At 73.4% G+C, this 19,174-nt stretch carries 21 protein-coding genes; 9 read left to right on the plus strand and 12 right to left on the minus strand.

What is annotated here, in order from left to right:
- Window positions 1–543 (plus strand): sensor histidine kinase (locus O2W53_RS03790; RefSeq protein ID WP_331253780.1); only part of this gene is annotated, 543 nt, incomplete at its 5' end.
- Window positions 540–1,202 (plus strand): response regulator, encoded by a 663-nt coding sequence (locus O2W53_RS03795; RefSeq protein ID WP_269161703.1) that lies wholly within the window; start codon window positions 540–542, stop codon window positions 1,200–1,202. The genes O2W53_RS03790 and O2W53_RS03795, both read left to right, overlap by 4 nt.
- A 45-nt stretch (window positions 1,203–1,247) precedes the next feature.
- Here the strand turns inward: O2W53_RS03795 and O2W53_RS03800 are convergent, their stop codons facing one another.
- Window positions 1,248–2,114, minus strand: a complete 867-nt coding sequence (locus O2W53_RS03800; RefSeq protein ID WP_269161704.1) for a helix-turn-helix domain-containing protein — start codon at window positions 2,112–2,114, stop codon at window positions 1,248–1,250.
- Between the two features lie 101 nt (window positions 2,115–2,215).
- On the opposite strand from O2W53_RS03800, the gene O2W53_RS03805 reads away from it, so the two are divergent.
- Entirely contained in the window at window positions 2,216–3,604 is a 1,389-nt protein-coding gene (locus O2W53_RS03805; protein WP_269161705.1) for an MFS transporter, read from the plus strand.
- Between the two features lie 114 nt (window positions 3,605–3,718).
- On the opposite strand, the gene O2W53_RS03810 is transcribed toward O2W53_RS03805, so the two are convergent.
- On the minus strand, window positions 3,719–4,459 hold the full coding sequence (locus O2W53_RS03810; protein WP_269161706.1) for an alpha/beta fold hydrolase: 741 nt from the start codon (window positions 4,457–4,459) through the stop codon (window positions 3,719–3,721).
- On the opposite strand from O2W53_RS03810, the gene O2W53_RS03815 reads away from it, so the two are divergent.
- Window positions 4,458–5,231: a helix-turn-helix transcriptional regulator gene (locus O2W53_RS03815; RefSeq protein WP_269162369.1), complete on the plus strand. Its 774-nt coding sequence runs from the start codon at window positions 4,458–4,460 to the stop codon at window positions 5,229–5,231. The genes O2W53_RS03810 and O2W53_RS03815 overlap by 2 nt on opposite strands.
- Before the next feature lie 44 nt (window positions 5,232–5,275).
- A complete protein-coding gene (locus O2W53_RS03820) occupies window positions 5,276–6,070 on the plus strand; it encodes an alpha/beta fold hydrolase (protein ID WP_269161707.1) in 795 nt (264 codons plus the stop codon).
- Here O2W53_RS03820 and O2W53_RS03825 read toward each other — a convergent pair.
- The 3 genes from O2W53_RS03825 to O2W53_RS03835 form a co-directional block, all read right to left on the minus strand.
- Window positions 6,060–6,428 carry a VOC family protein gene (locus O2W53_RS03825; protein ID WP_269161708.1) on the minus strand — a complete coding sequence of 123 codons (369 nt, stop codon included), beginning with the start codon at window positions 6,426–6,428 and terminating at the stop codon, window positions 6,060–6,062. The genes O2W53_RS03820 and O2W53_RS03825 overlap by 11 nt on opposite strands.
- Window positions 6,429–6,500: 72 nt before the next feature.
- Window positions 6,501–7,649: an RNA polymerase sigma factor gene (locus tag O2W53_RS03830; RefSeq protein ID WP_269161709.1), complete on the minus strand. Its 1,149-nt coding sequence runs from the start codon at window positions 7,647–7,649 to the stop codon at window positions 6,501–6,503.
- A complete protein-coding gene (locus tag O2W53_RS03835) occupies window positions 7,646–8,053 on the minus strand; it encodes a YciI family protein (protein ID WP_269161710.1) in 408 nt (135 codons plus the stop codon). Before O2W53_RS03835 ends, O2W53_RS03830 begins: the two co-directional genes overlap by 4 nt.
- 266 nt (window positions 8,054–8,319) lie before the next feature.
- Here O2W53_RS03835 and O2W53_RS03840 point away from each other — a divergent pair, with 266 nt between their 5' ends.
- Window positions 8,320–9,522, plus strand: a complete 1,203-nt coding sequence (locus O2W53_RS03840) for an HNH endonuclease signature motif containing protein (protein WP_269161711.1) — start codon at window positions 8,320–8,322, stop codon at window positions 9,520–9,522.
- Between the two features lie 100 nt (window positions 9,523–9,622).
- On the opposite strand, the gene O2W53_RS03845 is transcribed toward O2W53_RS03840, so the two are convergent.
- Window positions 9,623–10,513 (minus strand): helix-turn-helix domain-containing protein, encoded by an 891-nt coding sequence (locus tag O2W53_RS03845; RefSeq protein ID WP_269161712.1) that lies wholly within the window; start codon window positions 10,511–10,513, stop codon window positions 9,623–9,625.
- A gap of 102 nt (window positions 10,514–10,615) precedes the next feature.
- Between O2W53_RS03845 and O2W53_RS03850 the strand changes: the two genes are divergently transcribed.
- Complete coding sequence (locus tag O2W53_RS03850) at window positions 10,616–11,443, plus strand: SDR family oxidoreductase (protein WP_269161713.1); 828 nt, start codon at window positions 10,616–10,618, stop codon at window positions 11,441–11,443.
- Window positions 11,444–11,529: 86 nt separating this feature from the next.
- Here O2W53_RS03850 and O2W53_RS03855 read toward each other — a convergent pair whose 3' ends face one another.
- The gene (locus O2W53_RS03855; protein WP_269161714.1) at window positions 11,530–12,225 is read right to left on the minus strand and encodes an SDR family NAD(P)-dependent oxidoreductase; all 696 of its coding nucleotides are present in this window, start codon (window positions 12,223–12,225) and stop codon (window positions 11,530–11,532) included.
- Window positions 12,226–12,325: 100 nt separating this feature from the next.
- On the opposite strand from O2W53_RS03855, the gene O2W53_RS03860 reads away from it, so the two are divergent.
- Window positions 12,326–13,159: a helix-turn-helix transcriptional regulator gene (locus tag O2W53_RS03860; protein WP_269161715.1), complete on the plus strand. Its 834-nt coding sequence runs from the start codon at window positions 12,326–12,328 to the stop codon at window positions 13,157–13,159.
- 7 nt (window positions 13,160–13,166) lie between these two features.
- Here O2W53_RS03860 and O2W53_RS03865 read toward each other — a convergent pair whose 3' ends face one another.
- Together O2W53_RS03865 and O2W53_RS03870 are read right to left on the minus strand one after the other, a co-directional pair.
- Window positions 13,167–14,036 (minus strand): RNA polymerase sigma-70 factor, encoded by an 870-nt coding sequence (locus O2W53_RS03865; protein WP_269161716.1) that lies wholly within the window; start codon window positions 14,034–14,036, stop codon window positions 13,167–13,169.
- Complete coding sequence (locus O2W53_RS03870; protein ID WP_269161717.1) at window positions 14,033–14,626, minus strand: carboxymuconolactone decarboxylase family protein; 594 nt, start codon at window positions 14,624–14,626, stop codon at window positions 14,033–14,035. Before O2W53_RS03870 ends, O2W53_RS03865 begins: the two co-directional genes overlap by 4 nt.
- An 81-nt stretch (window positions 14,627–14,707) precedes the next feature.
- On the opposite strand from O2W53_RS03870, the gene O2W53_RS03875 reads away from it, so the two are divergent.
- Window positions 14,708–15,823, plus strand: coding sequence for an NAD(P)/FAD-dependent oxidoreductase (locus O2W53_RS03875; protein ID WP_269161718.1), 1,116 nt, complete (start codon window positions 14,708–14,710; stop codon window positions 15,821–15,823).
- A gap of 15 nt (window positions 15,824–15,838) precedes the next feature.
- On the opposite strand, the gene O2W53_RS03880 is transcribed toward O2W53_RS03875, so the two are convergent.
- The 3 genes from O2W53_RS03880 to O2W53_RS03890 form a co-directional block, all read right to left on the minus strand.
- Window positions 15,839–16,588 (minus strand): aspartate/glutamate racemase family protein, encoded by a 750-nt coding sequence (locus O2W53_RS03880; protein ID WP_269161719.1) that lies wholly within the window; start codon window positions 16,586–16,588, stop codon window positions 15,839–15,841.
- Window positions 16,589–16,592: 4 nt separating this feature from the next.
- Window positions 16,593–18,140: an NCS1 family nucleobase:cation symporter-1 gene (locus O2W53_RS03885; protein ID WP_269161720.1), complete on the minus strand. Its 1,548-nt coding sequence runs from the start codon at window positions 18,138–18,140 to the stop codon at window positions 16,593–16,595.
- 158 nt (window positions 18,141–18,298) lie between these two features.
- The gene (locus O2W53_RS03890; RefSeq protein ID WP_269161721.1) at window positions 18,299–18,991 is read right to left on the minus strand and encodes a GntR family transcriptional regulator; all 693 of its coding nucleotides are present in this window, start codon (window positions 18,989–18,991) and stop codon (window positions 18,299–18,301) included.
- Window positions 18,992–19,174 lie beyond the last annotated feature (183 nt).

The following is a 19,174-nucleotide window of genomic DNA, read 5'->3' on the forward strand; positions in this document are numbered from 1 at the left end:
GCCGAGCACCTCCTGGACAAGCGTCCCGAGCAGGCCCGGGAGCTGCTGGCCGGGCTCAGCGTCTCCACGTCAGCGGCCCTCCAGGAGCTCAAGGCCACCGTGGCGGTGCTGCGCACCGCCGACGACGACCCCCCGGCCGACACCGTGCCGGCACCAGGGCTCGACCAGCTCGACGAGCTGGTCGAGCCCTGCCGGGCCGCCGGCATCGACGTCACGGTGCACCGCGAGGGGCCGCTGGCGTGCCTGCCCCGGCTGGTCGACATCACCGCCTACCGGGTCGTCCAGGAGGCGCTGACCAACGTCACCAAGCACGCGGTCCAGCCGTCCGTGACGATCACCGCGCGCCGCACCGAGGACACCGTCTGCGTCCAGGTGGTGAACACCGGCGTCCGGCCCGGTCCGGTGGGATCGGGCTACGGGCTGATCGGGATGCGTGAGCGCGCGCTCGCGCTGGACGGCACGGTGGAGGCCGGCCCGGTCGGGTCCGGCCGGTACGCCGTGACCTTCGCCGTCCCGCTGACGCCCTGGGAGGGACCCCGATGATCCGAGTGCTGCTGGCCGACGACCAGGCGCTGCTGCGCTCGACGTTCCGCATGCTGATCGACTCCGAGAACGACATGACCGTCGTCGCCGAGGCCGCCAACGGCGCGGAGGCCGTCGACCTCGCCCATCAGCACCGTCCGGACCTGGTCCTGATGGACATCCGGATGCCGGTCCTGGACGGGCTCGCCGCCACCCGGCAGATCTGCTCCGACCCCGACCTGACCGGCACGCGGGTGCTGATCCTGACCACCTTCGAGTCCGACGAGCACGTGGCGCACGCGCTCCGGGCCGGGGCGAGCGGCTTCCTGGGCAAGGACGTCACCCCTGCCGAGCTGCTCGCCGGGATCCGGACGGTCGTGGACGGCGAGGCCCTGCTCTCGCCGGTCGCCACCCGGGTGCTGGTGAACCGCTTCCTCGCCAGTGCGGACGGCGTCGGAGACCTGCCGCGCGGACTGCTCCCGAGGCTGACCGACCGCGAGCGCGAGATCACCGGCCTGGCCGCGCTCGGCCTGTCCAACCAGGAGATCGCCGACCGGCTGGTCGTGAGCCCGCTGACCGTCCGCACCCACGTGCACCGGGCCATGACGAAGCTGGGCGCCCGCGACCGGGCACAGCTCGTCGTCATCGCCTACCAGGAGGGGCTGGTCCGAGCGCCCTGACCGGCTACCGCACCACCGGTGGAGCCGCGCGCGCCCGGGATCGAGTCATGGAGCGTTGTGCAGCACTCCGGCCCGGGGTGCCGGCCAGCTGCGGCGGAGCAGGTCCAGGGCTGCGGCGGACGGCGTCCCGGGCGCAGCGGTGTAGAGCAGCACGCGGTGGCCGGCGTCGTCGGGTGGGGTGAGCACCTCGAACGCCACCTCCAGCTCGCCGACCTCCGGATGCCTCAGCTGCTTGGTGCCGGACACACAGTTCGCCACCGGGTGCCGGGCCCACAGCTGGGCGAACTCCGCGCTCTGCACGGTCAGCTCGCCCACCAGCCGGGTCAGCTCCTCGTCGTCCGGCGACCGGCCGGCCAGCACCCGCAGCGACGACACCGCCCGCTGCGCCTCCTCGTCCCACCGCTCGTACAGCTCGCGGGTGTGCGCGTCCAGGAACAGCAGGCGGGTCATGTTCGGGCGCTCGGCCGGGCGGTGCGGTGAGTCGAACGGCAGGTGTCCGGCGACCAGGCGGTGCCCGAGCGCGTTCCAGCCGAGCACCTCGCTGCGCCGTCCGAGCACCACCGCCGGGGTGTCCGGCATCGACTCGATCAGCCGCAGCATCCCCGGGCGGATCACGTCCGGGCGCGTCCGGGAACGGCGGCGGGTTGGAGCGTGGGCCAGGGTGCGCAGGTGCGCCCGCTCGTCGGCGTCCAGCTCCAGCGCCCGGGCCAGCGCGTCGAGCACCGCCTCCGACGCGTTGGCGCTGAGTCCCTGCTCCAACCGCGCGTAGTACGTGGCGCTCACCCCGGCCAGCATGGCCAGCTCCTCGCGCCGCAGCCCGGGCACCCGGCGCGCGCCGTAGCCGCGCAGTCCGACGTCCGCCGGCTGCAACGCCGCCCGGCGCACGCGCAGGAACTCCCCGAGCTCGGTCACGGGCTCATCCTGCCGCCGGCCACAACACCCAGCCTGTCCCTGCCAGTGACAGGAACCCGGGGGTGTGGTTGCCCGGCGGCTGTCAGCGCAGCGTCGCCGGGGTGACCACCATCGCCCCACCGACCCGGCAGCGCGCCGCCCTCGCCGTGCTGCTCACCGCGAGCTTCACCCTCGCCGTCGACTTCTCCATCCTCAACGTCGCCCTGCCCACCATCGGTGCGGACGTCAGCTTCCGCCTCGCCGACCTGCAGTGGATCGCCACCGCCTTCGCGCTCTGCGCCGCCGGGCTCACCCTGCTCATGGGCCGGGTCGCCGACCTCGCCGGACGGCGGCGGATGTTCCTGCTCGGCATGGCCCTGCTCGGCGCCGGCTCCCTGCTCGGCGGGCTCGCGACCATCCCGGCGGTGCTGCTCACCGCCCGGGTCGCCCAGGGCGTCGCCACCGCGATCGTCGTCCCGGCCGCGCTGGCGCTGCTGCTCGGCACGTTCCCCGAAGGCCCCGCCCGCGACCGGGCGCTCGGGTTGAACGGTGCGCTGATGGCCGCCGGGTTCACCACCGGCGCCGTCCTCGGCGGGCTGCTGACCGACCTGCTCAGCTGGAGGTGGGCCTTCTTCCTCAACGTCCCGGTCGCCGTGCTCGTGCTGATCGTCGCGCCGCGGGTTCTCGCCGAGCGCCCGGCCGAACAGCGCACCCGGCTCGACGTGCCCGGTGCGGCGACCGTGACGCTCGGGCTGCTCGCGCTCGTCTTCGGGCTGACCCGCGCCGCATCGCACGGCTGGACCGACGGCCTGACGCTGCTCGCCTTCGCCGTTGCCGTGGCGCTGCTGGTCGCCTTCGTCGCCGTCGAGCGGAGGACGGCGTCCCCGCTCGTGCCGCTGTCGGTCCTCCGCCGGCGCAGCGTCGCCATCGGCAACATCGCCGGCGCGCTCGCCTTCGTCACCGAGACGTCGCTGGTCTTCCTGCTCACCCTGTACCTGCAGGAGGTGCTCGGCTACAGCCCGCTCGGCGCCGGACTGTCCTTCGCCGTCCTCGGGCTCGGCACCGTTCTCGGTGGGCTGCTCGGGCCGCGGGTGATCGGCCGGTTCGGCAACCGGACGGCGATCGTCGGCGGCTTCGTCGTCCAGGCCGTCGCGACGCTGTCGCTGGTCTTCGTCTCCGCGGCCGCCGCGTCGATCTGGCTGGTGCTGGCCGCCACCTTCGTCGGAGGAGTCGCCAACCTCGTCGTCATCGTCGGGTTCGTGGTCACCGCGACGTCCGGGCTGCCCGAGACCGAGCAGGGCCTGGCCACCGGGCTGACCACGATGAGCCAGCAGATCGGCATCACCCTCGGCACGCCGGTGATGAGCGCCGTCGTCACCGCGGTGGTGCTCGGTGGCTCCGGCGTGCTCGACGGGGTGACGACGGCGATCGCGGTCAACGGTGCGCTGTGCCTGCTCGGCGCGGCGGTCGTGGCGGCGCGCCTCGGCCGGCGGTCGGCGCATCGCCGGTGACCTCTACCCGGGCGATGGCGTGGCGTGGGGCGGCATCGGCGTGTGGCATGCGTCCTGTCGGGGACGGAAGGGGGTCAGCCGCACACGCTGACCCCCTTCGAGGAAGCTCGCGCTTCAGCTGACCCGGGAAGCTGCAGAGTGGATCGCGTTCGCGAGGTCGCGAGGACGGCTCCACATGGGCCAGTGCCCGGTGGGGAGGTCGATGACGTCGAGCTGCTCGAGGTTGGCGACCTCGGCGAACATGGGGTGTCCTGCGCGGGCCAGCTCCAGCAGCTGCGCGCTCGGGATCGAGCAGCACACGATCGTGGTCGCGACACTCAGTCGTGCATCGTTCGTGAGCTCCACGGGCTGACGGAGCACGGGACCGGGCTCGGGGACAGCCCTGGCCCGAAAGCGCTCGAGGACCTCCGGGCTCAGGCCCTCGAGGCTGGCTTGCTCCCCGAGGACGTCGAAGGGCGGCAGCGGCAGCTCCTGCAGTGCTCCCGGCACGTCCGGAGCGAAGACACCCCCTGGCACCACCGGCCCGGAGTCGACCCACACCACCCGGTGGACGAGCTCAGGGTGCCGGTCCAGCACGAGACTGACCGGGGCGTTGGCCCCACTGTGAGCGACCAGAACCGCCGGCTGGTCCTCGCAGACCCCGGCCTGCGCCATGGTCTGCTCGATCGCCGCTGCTTGATCGTCGAGGGTCTTGGACGAACGCTCGGGGTCCTGCTCGTCCAGTCCGGGGAGCGTCATCGGGATCGCACGCCAGTCGTCGGCTGTCAGGTGTTCCAGCACCTCATCCCATGCCCAGGCGCCCAGCCAGTGGCCGGCGATCAGGATGGTGGTCGGGCTGCTCGTCGTTGTCGCCATGCCCCGATGCTCCGGGGTCGTCTGGACAGCTGTATGTCACGATTTCTGTCATGAATTCCGCCGAGTTCGGACAGTGAAGCGAGCGGAACGGCTCCACGCCCTGTCCGAGATGCTGCGCCGCAACGGCGCGCGAGGCTGCACCGCCGGGCGGCTGGCGACCGAGTTCGACGTGTCCGTGCGAACGGTCAAGAGAGACCTCGCTGCGCTGGAAAACAGCGGCGCGCCGATCTGGTCACGTCCCGGGCCCGGCGGTGGCTACGGATTGACCACAGGCGGGTCCCTGCCGCCCGTCAGTCTCTCCCCGGCCCAGGCGGTGGCGCTCCTGGCGGCTGTCTCCGCTGCACCCGACGCCCCCTACGGCGATCTGGCCTCAGCTGCGGTCCAGAAGATCGTGGATGTCCTCGATCCCAGGACCCGAGCGAAGGCCGACGAGCTGGCGCGCCGCGTCTGGGTCAACGCGCCACCCTCCAGATCGCGCGCTGTCACGTCAGCGCTCGAGGCGGCGATGGCCGAGCAACGAGTGATCCGGATCCGCTACACCTCGAGCGACGGCACCACGACCACCCGCGACGTCGAACCCGTGTTGTTCGCCTCCACGAACGGCCAGTGGCACCTGATCGGCTGGTGCCGGCTGCGCAACGCCATGCGGTGGTTCACCGTGTCCCGCATCAAGCAGGCCAGCACGACCACGATCGCCTGCGGCAGCCACACGATCGACGAGGTCGGGACACCCCCAGCGAACGCCAGACCCGTACACGGCCCCAGCGACTGATCTGTTCGATCAACGTGTCCGGTCAGGACGACTAGCGTGCCGGCATGGACAGCCAAGTCGGCGGGGTGTCGGTCCACCACGTCGAGCACGGGACCGGCCCGCCGCTCGTCGCGCTGCACGGTGCCGGCGTCGACCACCGGGAGATCGAGGCGGCGGTCGAGGCCGTCGTCCCGGACGTCGGACTGCGCCGCGTCTACCCGGACCTGCCCGGGATGGGGCGTTCGACGGCCGACGGCCTGACCAGCAACGACGACGTCGTCACGCTGCTCGCCGGCTTCGTCGAGCAGCTGGCCGGCGAACCGGTGCTGCTGCTCGGGCACTCCTACGGCGCCTACCTGGCCCGGGGTCTGGCGGCCCGCCGGCCGGACCTCGTGCGCGGCCTCGCGCTGGTGTGCCCGCTCGGCGAGCGGACCGGACAGGTGCCCGAGCACGAGGTGGTCCGCCAGGACGACGACGCCCATGACGAGCTCGCGCCGGAGCAGCGAGCGGAGTTCGACGAGTACTTCGTGGTCCGCACCCGGGCGACCGCCCGCCGCTACCGCGACCACGTCGTGCCGGGCACGACGCTGGTCGACGAAGCCGCGTTGGAGCGGGTCTTCGCGGGGTGGTCGATCGACCTGGGCGCGGGCGGCTACGACGGGCCCACGCTCATCGTCGCCGGCCGCCGCGACTCCACGGTCGGCTGGGCCGACGCGGTCGGGCTGCTGGGCGACCACCCGCACGCCACCCTGGCGGTAGTGGACGGCGCCGGCCACGCGCTGGTGCATGAGCGGCCCGAGGTCTTCGGCGCGCTGCTCCGCGAGTGGATCGACCGCGCCCGCCCGGACGTCAGTCCCTGACGGGGCACTGCAGGTTGATCGGGTTGCCGTCCGGGTCGGTCACGTGGGCCACCCGCATGCCCCACGCCATGTCCGTCGGCCCTCCGGTGACCGCGCCGCCGTGCGAGCGGACCGAGTCCAGGAGCGCGTCGACGTCGTCGACGCCGATGCCCAGCAGGGTCCGGTTGCCGGCGGGTGGCTCGGCCTCCCGGACGAGCCCCAGCACCGAGTCACCGATGCGCAGGCTGAGGAAGAACGGCGGGTCGCCGTCGTCCTCCGGCGGGGTCTGCTCGACCACGTGAGCGTTCAGTACTCCGACGTAGAAGTCCCTCAGGCGTTCCGGGTCAGCGGTGAGGATCATGGGCAGGATCGTGGGCATGGGGTCTCCTCCGGGGGTCGGTCGCCTCGCAGCACTGACTCCGGGATGGTGGGGAAGTCATCGGCCCGGCCGTCAGCGGGAGTTGAGCCGGGCCGCCTGGCGCGTCAGGTGGTCGCGCTCGGCTGCGTTGCCCGCCAGGGCGGCCGCCTCGGCGTAGAGCCGCGCCGCCGCCGTCCGGTCGCCGTCCTTCTCGTGCAGGTACGCCTGGACGGCGGCGAAGCGGGGGACCGAGGCGTCCACCGAGGCGAGCGCTGCCAGGCCGGCGCGCGGACCGTCCGCCTCGCCGACGGCGACCGCGCGGTTGAGCCGCACCACCGGGCTACCGGTCAGCCGGACCAGCTCGTCGTACCACTCCACGATCTGCACCCAGTCGGTCTCCGCGGCCGACCGCGCGTCGGCGTGCAGCGCCGCGATCGCGGCCTGGGCCTGGTACTCGCCCAGCCGGTCCCGAGCCAGGGCTGCCTGCAGCACCTGGACCCCCTCGCTGATCAGCGCGATGTCCCACCGGTCGCGGTCCTGCTCGGCGAGCGGCACCAGGCTGCCGTCGGGCGCGGTCCGGGCGGCCCGCCGCGCGTGGTGGAGCAGCATCAGGGCGAGCAGCCCCGCCACCTCCGGGTGGTCGACGGAGGCCGCGAGCTGCCGGGTGAGCCGGATCGCCTCCGCAGCCAGGTCGACATCCCCGGAGTAGCCCTCGTTGAACACCAGGTACAGCACGCGCAGCACGGTGGCGACGTCGCCGGGCTCGTTGAAGTGGACGTCGGACACGGTGCGCTTGGCCCGGCTGATCCGCTGCGCCATCGTCGCCTCGGGCACCAGGTAGGCCGCGGCGATCTGCCGCGTGGTCAGCCCGCCCACGGCGCGCAGCGTGAGCGCCACCGCCGACGCGGGCGTCAACGCCGGGTGGGCGCAGAGGAAGTACAGCTGCAGCGTGTCGTCCGCCGAGGGCACCGGCCCGGACGGCGGCTCGTCGGCGACGGTCTCCTCCCGGCGACGGCGGGTGGTCTCCGCCCGGGTCGCGTCGAGGAACCGGCGCCAGGCCACGGTGACCAGCCAGCCCGTCGGGTCCCGCGGTGGGGCGGCCGGCCAGCTGCGGACCGCCTCGATCAGCGCCTCCTGGACGGCGTCCTCGGCCGCCGCGAAGTCGGCTCCGCGACGGACGAGGACGCCGAGCACGCCCGGCACCAGGCTGCGCACCAGGACGTCGTCCACCGGTGGGGTCACTCGGTGATGGTGGGGGGCGCGCCCAGGAACGGGCGCAGCTCGAGCCACTCGTGGATCGGCCGGCCGCCCGCACCTGGCGCGGCCGACAGCTCGCCTGCCAGCTCGACGGCGCGCTGGTGGCTGTCGACGTCGATGACCATCCAGCCGGCGATGAGGTCCTTCGTCTCCGCGAACGGCCCGTCGGTCACCGGCGGGCGGCCCTCGCCGTCGTACCGGACCCACGACCCCTCGGGGGCCAGTGCCTGACCGTCGACGAACTCGCCGGTCTCCTCGAGCTTCGCCGCGAAGTCCTCCATGTACTGGATGTGGGCGGAGACCTCGTCGGGGGTCCACTGGTCCATCGGGACGTCGTTCACCGCAGCCGGGGCGCCGCGGTAGTGCTTGAGCAGCAGGTACTTGGCCATCGTGGTTCTCCTCGCTGGTGGTGCGGCCATCGTGGCCGCGGACACCCGGGAGACGGAACCGGTCGCGCGTTCTCGACATCGGACGTCGCTCAATGGCGGCGCTCTTGCCGTCGGCCGCTCATCGGGCAGCTGGGCACTGCTTTCTCGCGGCTTGTCAAGGTGCCTCGGACATCTGTGGACAAGCGTCTGACCTGGGGATTCGGGTTGAGCGGCATTCTCGTCCGCGGTAGTATTCGTACACACGTTCGAATGCTGCAGGAGGTGTCGTGAGCGAGTTGATGTCGGCTCTCGATGCCCTCGCGTCGGACGATCTGCACTCGTTCACGGACGGTCAGGTGCTGGACCGGACGGCGATGCTGGTGCAGCTGGTCAATCGCGCCTCGGCGGAGTTGACCCGCACGGTCCGGCGCGCGGAGACCACGCAGGCCGCGGAGCGCGACGGGTTGAAGTCGATGCGGTCGTGGCTGATCGGGCACGTGCGGCTGGCCCCGGCCGAGGCGTCGCGGGTCCTGCGGTCGGGTCGGGCGTTGGAGCACTTCCCGGCGCTGGCCGCTGGTTTCGCTGAGGGGTCGGTGACGGCGGCGCAGATGGACGTGGTCGCTGCTGCGGTGGGGGAGCGTGAGCGGGCCCGGGCTGCCGAGCAGGACGTCGACCTGGGCGCGTTCGATCGGGTGTGGGCGCAGGTGGCGGCCGAGTCGCCGCACCAGTCGCTGGTGGCCGCGGTGCAGGCCTTCGAGGACGCGCTGGACCCCGACGGCCCGGAGCCGGACCCGACGGAGGGGCGGCGGCTGACGATCGCCAAGCACGCCGATGGCAGCGTCACCGGCCGGTTCGACCTGGACGCTGTTGGTGGGGAGAAGGTGCAGGCGGCGATCGAGTCGATCGTGCAGGCCGACCGCCCCCAGGGCGATGAGCGGACCCGAGCTCAGCAGAACGCCGACGCGCTCGTGCAGCTGTGCGACAACCAGCTGGCCTCGGGCAGCCTGCCGATCCTGCGCACCGTGAAGCCGCACGTGGTGGTCGGCATCGACCTCGACGACCTGGTCGACCCCGCGACCGGCGCGGGTGCGGCGGAGCTGGGCTTCGGGGCGACGATCTCCGCCGCCCGGGCCCGCTACCTGGCCTGTGACGGCAGCATCTCCCGGATCGTGATGGGCTCCGACGGGGTCCCGCTGGACCTGGGGAGAGACCACCGGGTGGTCACCCCCGGGCTGCGCAAGGCGGTCGAGCGGCGGGACAAGTCCTGTGTGTTCGCCGGTTGCGGCGCCCCGAGCTGGTGGTGCGACGTCCACCACCTGGTCCACTGGCTGCACGGCGGCGAGACCTCGCTGCAGAACTCAGCGCTGTTGTGCGAACGCCACCACACCAAGGTCCATCACGGGTTCCGGGTCGAACGAGATCCCGGCGGGCGATGGCGTACCTGGCGACCCGACGGCACCGAGATCCTGATCGGACCGCTCCTGCACTGAACTGCCCGGCCCGGTGCTCAGTCGCGCCCGGGCCCCGGCATGCCGCCCGGGTCCCGGCATGCCGCTCGGGTCTCGGCAGCACCGAGCGATGTCCCGGCTGCTACACGGAGTGCGCGGTCGTCGGGTCGAGCGCCTGGCCACCACGGTGCGCTGCCTGAGGATCGGCCGCAGCAGCCCCGGCGATCGTGGAGAGCAGGGCCAGTGACTCGGCCGAGCGGGAACCCGGCTCTGCCTGGTAGACCACCAGCACCTGGTCCTCGGCGTCTGCGACGGAGAACTTGTCGTAGCGCAGCTCCAGGTCACCGACCTGCGGGTGCTGCATCCGGTACACGCCCCCGCCGGGGTGCCGGCGTACGTCGTGGCGGGCCCACAGCCGCCGGAACAGGTCGCTGCGCACCGACAGCTCGCCGACCAGCTCGGCCAGCCGCGGATCGTCGACGTCCGGGCCGGCTGCGCTCCGCAGCACGGCGACCAGGTCGACGGCGGTCGCCTCCAGCTCGGCCGGGGAGCCGAACCTGCCCGGCTCCAGGAGAACGGTCCGCAACAGGTTGGTGCCCGGGGTGAACAGCGGCGTCAGCGCCACGGCCAACCGGTTGGCCGCCAGCACGTCGAGGTGGCGGCCCTGCACGAAGGCGGGCGTGTGGTCCCACGACGCGATGAGCTGGGTGACGCTCGGTCGCACCCGCTCGGCACGGCGCTGCGCGCGCCGGCGGCGGGGTGCCGGGTCCGCCAGGTCGTGCAGGTGCGCGGTCGACGCGCCGTCCAGGCCCAGCGCCCGCGCCACCGCGTCGAGCACCTGCGCCGACGGGTGCCGGTCACGCCCCTGCTCCAAGCGTGTGTAGTACTCGGTGCTCACCCCGGCCAGCATCGCCAGTTCGTCACGGCGCAGCCCGGGCACGCGGCGGTGGTTGGTCACCACGACCCCGACGTCCTCTGGGCGTACCTGCTCTCGCCGGGCACGCAGGTACTCACCGATCAGGTTCTCCGCCACGCCCGAACGGTAGGTCGCCGCGCCACCCACCTGGCTGTCCCTGCCGGCACCCCCCTCACCGGGGGCCTGGTTGCCGGCGCACCGCCTCCCGACGCTGGGCGCATGACACGAACCTGGCTCATCACCGGGGTGAGCAGCGGCTTCGGCCGTCAGCTCACCGAACGGCTGCTCGCCCGCGGCGACCGCGTCGCCGGCACCGTCCGACGGCCGGACGCCGTCGCCGACCTCGTCGACACCCATCCCGACACCTTCGCCGTCCACCGCCTGGACCTCACCGAGACCGACCGCATCCGGTCGGTGGTGGACGCCGCACAGGCGCACTTCGGCCGGCTGGACGTCGTCGTGAGCAACGCCGGCTACGGACTGTTCGGCGCCGCCGAGGAGCTCAGCGACGACCAGGTCCGCCACCAGCTCGACACCAACCTGCTCGGCTCCATCCAGCTGATCCGCGCCGCGCTCCCGCACCTGCGTGCCGCCGGCGGCGGGCGGGTCCTCCAGCTGTCGTCGATGGCCGGCCAGGCCGCGTGGCCGGGCTCCTCGCTGTACAACGCCTCGAAGTGGGGCATCGAGGGCTTCTGCGAGGCGCTGGCCCCCGAGGTGGCGCCGTTCGGCATCGGCGTCACCATCGTCGAGCCTGGAGGTGCCCGCACCGACTTCGGGCACGGCGGGCTGCGCTTCGCCGACCCGCTCGACGCCTACGACGTCTCGCCAGCCGCGGCGGTCCGCACCTTCCGGGACGGCGGGCCACCCGGCGTCATCGGGGACCCGGCCCGGATGGCCGCCGCGATGATCGACAGCGTGGACCGGGACCCCGCCCCGCTCCGCCTCGTGCTCGGCAGCGACTCGTGGGTCGGGATGACCGCGGCACTCGAGGCCCGGCTGGACGCCGTCCGCGCGCAGCGGGCCACCGCCGCCGCCACCGACTCGTGACCGGAACGGTCGGCGCGAGGCTCCCCAGCGGAGGGCGCCCCGCGCCGCCCGGGCCGGCCGGGGAACGGCCCGGGCCCGGGCGCGGGTCACCAGGCGACGGCGCCGTGCCGGTCGGTGAAGGTGCCGGTCGGGCCGTCCGCGCCGATCGACGCCATCGCGACGATCGCGTCCGTGCCCTCGGTGACGGTCTGCGGGCCGGCGTGGCCGTTGAAGTCCGTCGCCGTGTAGCCCGGGTCCACGACGTTGATCCGCAGCTCCGGGAGGAACTGGGCGTAGACCGAGGTGAGCATGTTGACCGCCGCCTTGCTGGCCGAGTAGCCGAGCGAGGGGACCGAGTGCTCGATCCGGGACTCGTCCGAGCGCACGGCGAACGAGCCGAGCCCGCTGGTCACGTTCACGATCACCGGGGCCGCCGACTCGCGCAGCAGCGGCAGGAAGGCGTGCGTCGTCCGGACGAGCCCACCGGTGTTGGTGTCGAGCACCGCCATCAGGTCCGCGGCGGTGTACTCGTCGACCGCGCCGATCGGCCCGGAGACGCCGGCGTTGTTGACCAGCACGTCCAGCCCGCCGAAGCGCTCGCGCACCTCCTTCGCCGCCGAGGCCACCGACTCGTCGGAGGTCACGTCGATGCGCACCCACTCCACGCCCAGCTCCTCGGCCGCGCGCTGACCGCGCTCCGCGTCGCGGGCGCCGATGACCACTCGGTGCCCCTGCTCCTTCAGCCGCCGGGCCGCCTCGAAGCCCAGGCTCTTGTTGCCGCCAGTGATCAATGTCGTCGTCATGCACCCACCGTGCGCCCGTCCGGAGGACGTCGACTGGTGCCGTCCGACCGTATGACTGGCAGTACCACCCATCCCGGCCGCAGTGGACGACGATGAGCCCATGACCGACCGAGGGGACTTCGCGGCGCTGCTGCGCGCATGGCGGGAACGCCTCCAGCCGGCCGCGGTCGGGTTCCCCACCGGGCAGCGCCGCACCAAGGGGCTGCGCCGGGAGGAGGTCGCCCTGCTGGCCGGCGTCTCGGTCGACTACCTCGTCCGGCTGGAGCAGGGCCGCGCCGACCGCCCCTCGGCGCAGGTCGTCGCCTCGCTCGCCCGGGTGCTGCAGCTGTCCGACCTCGAGCGCGACCAGCTGTACCTCGCCGCCGGCCTGCCCGCGCCGCTGCCCAGCGCCGTCCCCACGCACATTCCGGCCAGCGTGCAGCGGCTGCTCGCCCGGCTCCCGGACGTCGCCATCGGGGTCTGGACGGCGCACTGGACCCTGCTGACCGCCAACGCGGCGTGGCGCGCCCTGCTGGGGGACATGCCGGCCGGCCTCAACCTGGTCGCCGCGGAGTTCGCCGGCCGGGCCCCGCAGGTCGTGTGGAGCGACGGTGACCTGGAACGTCACCAGCGGGCCCTCGTCTCCGACCTGCGCAGTGCCCAGATCCGCTACCCGGACGACCCGTCCGTGCGGGCGCTGCTCGCCGAGCTGCAGCCCGACGCGCGCTTCGCGCAGCTGTGGGCCGAGGGCACGGTGGTCGAGCACAGGTTCCAGGCGAAGACCTTCGTGCACCCGCGCGTCGGCCGGGTGACGGTCGACTGCGACGTCCTCACCGTGATCGGCACCGACCTGCGCATCGTCACCTACACCGCCGAGCCGGGCACCGAGGACGCCTCCCGGTTCGACCTGATCCGCACCCTCGGGTTGGCGGAGGTCGTCGGACCGTCCGCCTGACGGCCGGTCAGCGCCGGAGCTCGGCCACCTCGTCGAGCCGGCCCAGCTTGTGCGGGTTGCGCACCGCGTACATCCGGGAGATCCGGCCGTCCGCCACGACGAAGGTGATCGCCGTGTCGAACTCGCCGCCCGGGTCGATCCGGGCGGCGACCCCGCCGTTGATCAGCGGCGTGGTGATCAGCACCCCGGGCGCGAACTCGGCGAACCGGGACAGCGCCCCGGCCACCCGCTCCCGGCCGGCGAACGGGCGCCGGGCAGCGGGCGCCAGGCCGCCGCCGTCCGCGACCACCACGACGTCCGGCGCCAGCACGTCCAGCAGCGCCTGCACGTCGCCGCCGGTGAGTGCGGCCAGGAACCGGTCCACCACCAGCTGCTGCTCGGCCGGGTCGACCACCATCCGCGGACGGCGGGCGGCCACGTGCTCCCGCGCCCGGTGCGCGATCTGCCGGACGGCGGCGCCCGACTTGCCCACCGCCTCGGCGATCTCCTCGTACGGCACGTCGAAGACCTCGTGCAGCACCAGCACCGCACGCTCGGTCGGCCCCAGCGTCTCCAGCACGGTCAGCATCGCCAGCGAGACGCTCTCCGCGAGCTCGACGTCCTCGGCGACGTCCGGGCTGGTCAGCAGCGGCTCGGGCAGCCACTCGCCGACGTAGTCCTCCCGGCGGCGGGACACGGTGCGCAGCCGGTTCAGCGACTGCCGGGTGACGACCCGGACCAGGTACGCCCGCGGGTCACGCACCTCCGCGCGGTCCGCCTCGGCCCACCGCAGCCACGTCTCCTGCACGACGTCGTCGGCGTCGGCGGCCGAGCCGAGCATCTCGTAGGCGACGGTGAACAGCAGGCTGCGGTGGGCCAGGAACGGGTCGTCGGTCATGCCGAGGCGGCGTCCGTCCGCGACGGGGCAGCCAGCGGCGGCAGGCCGCAGGACGCCGAGAACTCCGCGGACCGGATGCCGAGCGCGACGTTGGCCCGGGCGGTGAGGTTCATCGCGCCGATCCTGGCAGTCAGTTCCACCAGCGCGGGCGCCCCGAGCTCGGCGAGCAGGGCGGCCGACAGCTCGTCGGTCACCGCCGGCGGCGTCTGGCTCATCGCCTCGGCGTACTCCATCACCCGGCGCTCCAGGGGGGTGAAGACGTCGGACTCCCGCCACCGCGGCACCTCCCGCGCCCGGGCCTCGTCGAGCCCGCGGTCGTGGGTCAGGAAGTGGTGCAGGTCCAGGCAGAAGCTGCAGCCGATCGTGCTGGCTGCGGCCATGGACGCGAACGACGCCAGGTCGCGGTCCAGCCGGTCCCAGGACTCGGACTTCCGGCCGAGCCCCATCAGGGCCTTGAACACCGGCGGGTGGTGCCACATCACGCCGATCGACTCCGGCACCGTGCCGAACATCCGTCGGGTCATCGCCCTGACCAGGGCTCCGTAGACGCCGGTGACCGCGGTCGCCGGGACGCGGGTGCTGCTCGTCATGTCTCCTCCAGGTGAGTGGTGGGTCGACATGGAGACACCGGCCGCGAGCCCGGTGTGACACCTCTCCGGGAGACTGCGGGGGTGCGGAGTGGAGGCAGTGGCCAGATCCGGGTCGTCGTCCTCGGCGCTGGGGTGCTCGGGGTCTCGACGGCGGCGCAGCTGGCCGCCCGGGGTGCCCGGGTCACGCTGCTGACGGACGGCGAGCCGGCCAGCGGCGCGTCGGGACGGTCGCTGTCCTGGCTGAACTCGGCCGGCGACTTCCCACCGGAGTACCACCGGCTCCGCATGCTCGGCCTCGATCGGTACCGGGCCTTCGCCACCCGCCCCGACTCGACCGCGCACATCGCCTTCGACGGCGGCCTCCGCTGGGGCGACGGGGTCCGCGCCTCGTTCGAGCACCAGCGCGCGATCGGCTACCCGGCCGAGTGGCTGAGTCGTGTGGACGTCGCCGCGCGGCTCCCCGGGGTGGACGCCGGGGCGATCCCGGGCGACGGCGCACTGCTCAACCCGGACGAGGGCTGGGTCGACCTGCCGTCGCTCATCGGGCAGCTGGTGCGGGACCTGCGGGCCGCTGGGGGAGTGGTGCGCACCTCGGCCGGTCCGTGCCAGGTGGTCGTGCAGGGCGGCCGGGTCGTCGGCGTGCGGACCGGCACCGGTGACGTGCTCGACGCCGACGCCGTCGTGCTGGCCACGGGCGCCGACGTCCCGCGCACCCTCGCCGGTCTCGGTGTGCACCTGCCCGACGCCACCTCGAACGCGCTGCTCGTCCGCACCCCGCCGTTCGGGCACCGGCTCCGCGCCGTGCTGAACACGCCGCGGGTGGCGCTCCGACCCGCCCTGGGCGGCGGGATCGTCCTGGACGCCGGCTGGTCGGAGGAGGAGGTGGTGCGCCGGGACGACGGGACGTTCGACGTCCGCGACTCCACGGTGCAGGGGCTGCTGTCCGAGGCGGCGCAGGTGCTGGCCGGTCGGCCGGTGCTGTCCTGCGCGTCCTACGGCGTCGGGCGCAAGCCGATCCCCGGCGACGGGCACCCGGTGCTCGGCATCGTCCCCGGGATCGACGGCCTCACCGTCGCCTTCACCCACAGCGGCGCGACGCTCGGCCTCGTCGCCGGGGAGCTGCTGGCCGGGGAGGTCCTGGACGGAGCGCCGAGCCCTCTGCTGGCTGCCTTCCGGCTCGGCCGGTTCGCGGGGTAGTCCGGCACCCCGGTGTCAGTGGACGGCGACGGGCTCCGGGACGCCGAACTCCGCCAGCGCGCCGGTGTACCGCTTCGGCAGGGGAGCGGCGTACTCACCGCGCTTGCCGGTGCGCAGCCCCAGCCGCGCCAGCCCCTCGACCGTCGCGACGGCCGCCGCCACACCGTCGATCACCGGCACCCCCACCCGCCGGGTCAGCTCCGCGGCGAGGTCGGCCATCCCCGCGCAGCCCAGCACGATCGCGTCGACGCCCTCGGTCGCGACGACGTCCTCGCACTCGGCGGCGATCCGCGAACGGGCCGCTGGGTCGGTCTCCAGCGCCAGGACGGCGATCTCCACCGCCCGGATCGTGCGGCACTGCTCCCGCACCCCGTACCGGCCGGCGAGCTCCCAGGCCCGACCGGTCGTCCGCTGCAGGGTCGTCACCACGCCGAAGGTGCGCCCCAGGTACGTCGCCGTCCGCATGCCGGCCTCGGCGATGCCCACCACCGGCCCGGTCGCGACCTCCCGTGCGGCGTCCAGCCCCGGGTCACCGAAGCAGGCGATGACGTGCCCGGCGGCGCCGGCCTCCTCGCCGACCGCGACCTGGGCGAGCAGCCCCGGCACGGCGAGCGCCTCGTCGTAGTGGCTCTCGATCGAGGCCGGCCCCATCTCCGGGTGCACGGCGACCACCACGGTGCCCGGGCCGGCGGCGGCCCGGGCACTGCGCCTGATCAGGTCGGTCATCGAGGCGGTGGTGTTCGGGTTGACGATCTGGATCAGCACGGCCTCAGACCCGGGTGCCGTCGGAGACGCCGGCCTCGGCCGGGTCGAGCAGCACGATCATCGGCCGCACCCGCTCCAGCCCGGCGAAGAGCACGAAGCCGAGGCCGCAGCCGATGAACCAGCCGTAGTCGCCCACCGAGGTGAACAGCGTCAGCAGGATCGTCGGCACCCCGGCCCCGAGCACGGCGAGGACGGCGTTGGGGTTGTAGCCGCCGCGGAACCAGTACCGGCCGGTCGGGGACATCGAGTACATGTCGTCGACGGCGACCCGCTGCTTGCTCGCCAGGTAGTAGCCGGCGATCAGGATGCCGAACAGCGGGCCGATCAGGCTGCCCAGGATGCCGAGGCTGAACCGGATGCCCTCGGCGCTGTCGTACCAGTTCCAGGGGGTGAGCAGCACCGACCCGACGGCGGCGATCATCCCGCCGGCGCGCCAGCTGATCTTCTGCGGCGCCACGTTGGAGAAGTCGAACGCCGGGGCGATGAAGTTCGCGACGATGTTGATGCCGATCGTCGCGATGACGAAGGTCAGCCCGCCCAGCAGGATCGCGAACGTGGAGTCGATCGCCTCCACGGTGGCGATCGGGTCGGTGATCAGCTCACCGAACACCGGCACGGTCGCCGAGGCGCAGACCACGGTCAGCAGCGAGAAGAAGAGGAAGTTCAGCGGCAGGCCGAGCAGGTTGCCGCGCTTCACCGCGGCGAAGCTCTTGCCGTACCGGGCGAAGTCGCCGAAGTTCAGCATCGGGCCGGAGAAGTAGGAGACCACCAGCGCGATCGCGCCGAGCATCGTGGAGACCGTCGCCCACCCGCTCAGCGTCGGGCCGGTGTGCAGGCTCAGGTCGATGTTGGACCAGCCGGCCTCCGAGACCAGGTAGACCGCCAGCACGATCATGACGACGTAGACGGCCGGGCCGGCGAAGTCGATGAACTTCCGGATCGTCTCCATGCCCCGCCAGAACAGCGCCGCCTGCGCCACCCAGAGCACCGCGAAGGAGATCCAGCCCAACGCGGCCAGCCCCAGGAACGACGGCTCGAGCAGCGCCTCGGCGCCCGGGACGAACTTCAGCCAGATGATGTTCAGGCTGCTCGCGGCCAGGAAGGTCTGCACGCCGTACCAGGCGACCGCGATCAGGCCGCGGATGATCGCCGGGATGTTGGCGCCCTTGACGCCGAAGACGGCGCGGTTGATCACCGGGTACGGGACGCCGGTCTTCTGGCTGGGCTTGGCCACCAGGTTGACGAACACCTGCACGATCACGATCCCGACGACCAGGGCGATGAGCACCTGCCAGGCCGCGATGCCCAGGGCGAAGAGGCTGCCCGCGGTCACGTACCCGCCGACGCTGTGCACGTCCGACATCCAGAACGCGAAGATGTTGTAGGAGCCCCAGCGCTGCTGGCGCAGCGGGGCGAGGTCCTCGTTGGTGAGCCGGGGGTCGTAGTCGGCGCCGATCAGCGCGCCGCCGGGTGCGGCGGCCGAGGGCGCCGTCCCGAGGGGGGTGGGGACGTCGGTCGCGAGCGCCACCGGCTCGGGGGACGTGGTGGTCATGGAGGGCTCCTGCGGATCGTCGGCTGGTGCGGGCAGCGGCGGGTCACGAGCTCGTCGGTGTCCCGGCAGCGGCGAGGAGCGGCCGTCCGGGAGCGACGGCGCGAACGCTAGGGAGCCGGTGTTGCCCCCGGATGTCCGCGCGGGTATATCCGCCGGGCTCAGCCGTCGGCGGGGATGCCGGCGACGATCTCCTGCAGCCGCGCGTAGTGGGCGCCGGTCACCTGGGTCAGGGCCGCGACGTCACCGGCGGCGAACGCGTCGAGCATGGCGACGTGGTCGGCGGCCAGCGCCGCGGTCGCGGCAGCGGAGGCGTGCGACATGGGCCGCCCGGGCTCGGTGACGTTCCAGGCCCGCTCGAACATCTGCAGCAGGCGGTGCATCTGGCACGGGGCGATCAGCGCCAGGTGGAAGCGCCGGCTCCAGCGGTGGTGGTCGTCGGCACCGCCGGCGGCGGTCGCCGCCTCCAGTTCCCGCAGCGCCGCCGCCGCGACGGCGACGTCCTGCGGCGTCGAGCGGGGCACCGCGGCGGCCTGCGCGGCTGCCTCCAGCGAGGCCCGGACGACGTAGAGCTCGGCGAGCTCGGCCCGGCTCAGTCGCGCGACGACGTAGGCGCCCCGCACCTCGTGCTCGACCAGCCCCTCGGCCACCAGCGTCTTCAGCGCCTCGCGCACCGGGATCCGGCTGAGGGAGAACCGGGCGGCGACGTCGTCCACCGGGATCGGTACCCCGGGGCGGACCAGGCCGGCCAGGATGGCCGTGCGCAGCTCCTCCAGCACGAGCGCCTGCGAGGGGGCGTCGCGGGCGCTGGCCAGCGCAGCGACCCAGGGCGCGGGAGGGCGCTGTCGGGACATCCCACCGCCTCTCCCCGCCGTCCGGCGGCCGGGACGCTAGCGGAGGCGTGTTTCCGCCACGTTGACCCGCCGTCGCCCCGTCGCCGCGTGCCGATCACCTTCGGCTCCCAGGAGTTCACCCAACGAGCATGGCGCGATCCAGGGGCCCGGTTTACGGTCCTTCTCGTCCGGAGCCGGGGATCG

It is taken from the genome of Modestobacter sp. VKM Ac-2978 (genome assembly GCF_026968025.1).
GTDB lineage: Bacteria > Actinomycetota > Actinomycetes > Mycobacteriales > Geodermatophilaceae > Modestobacter.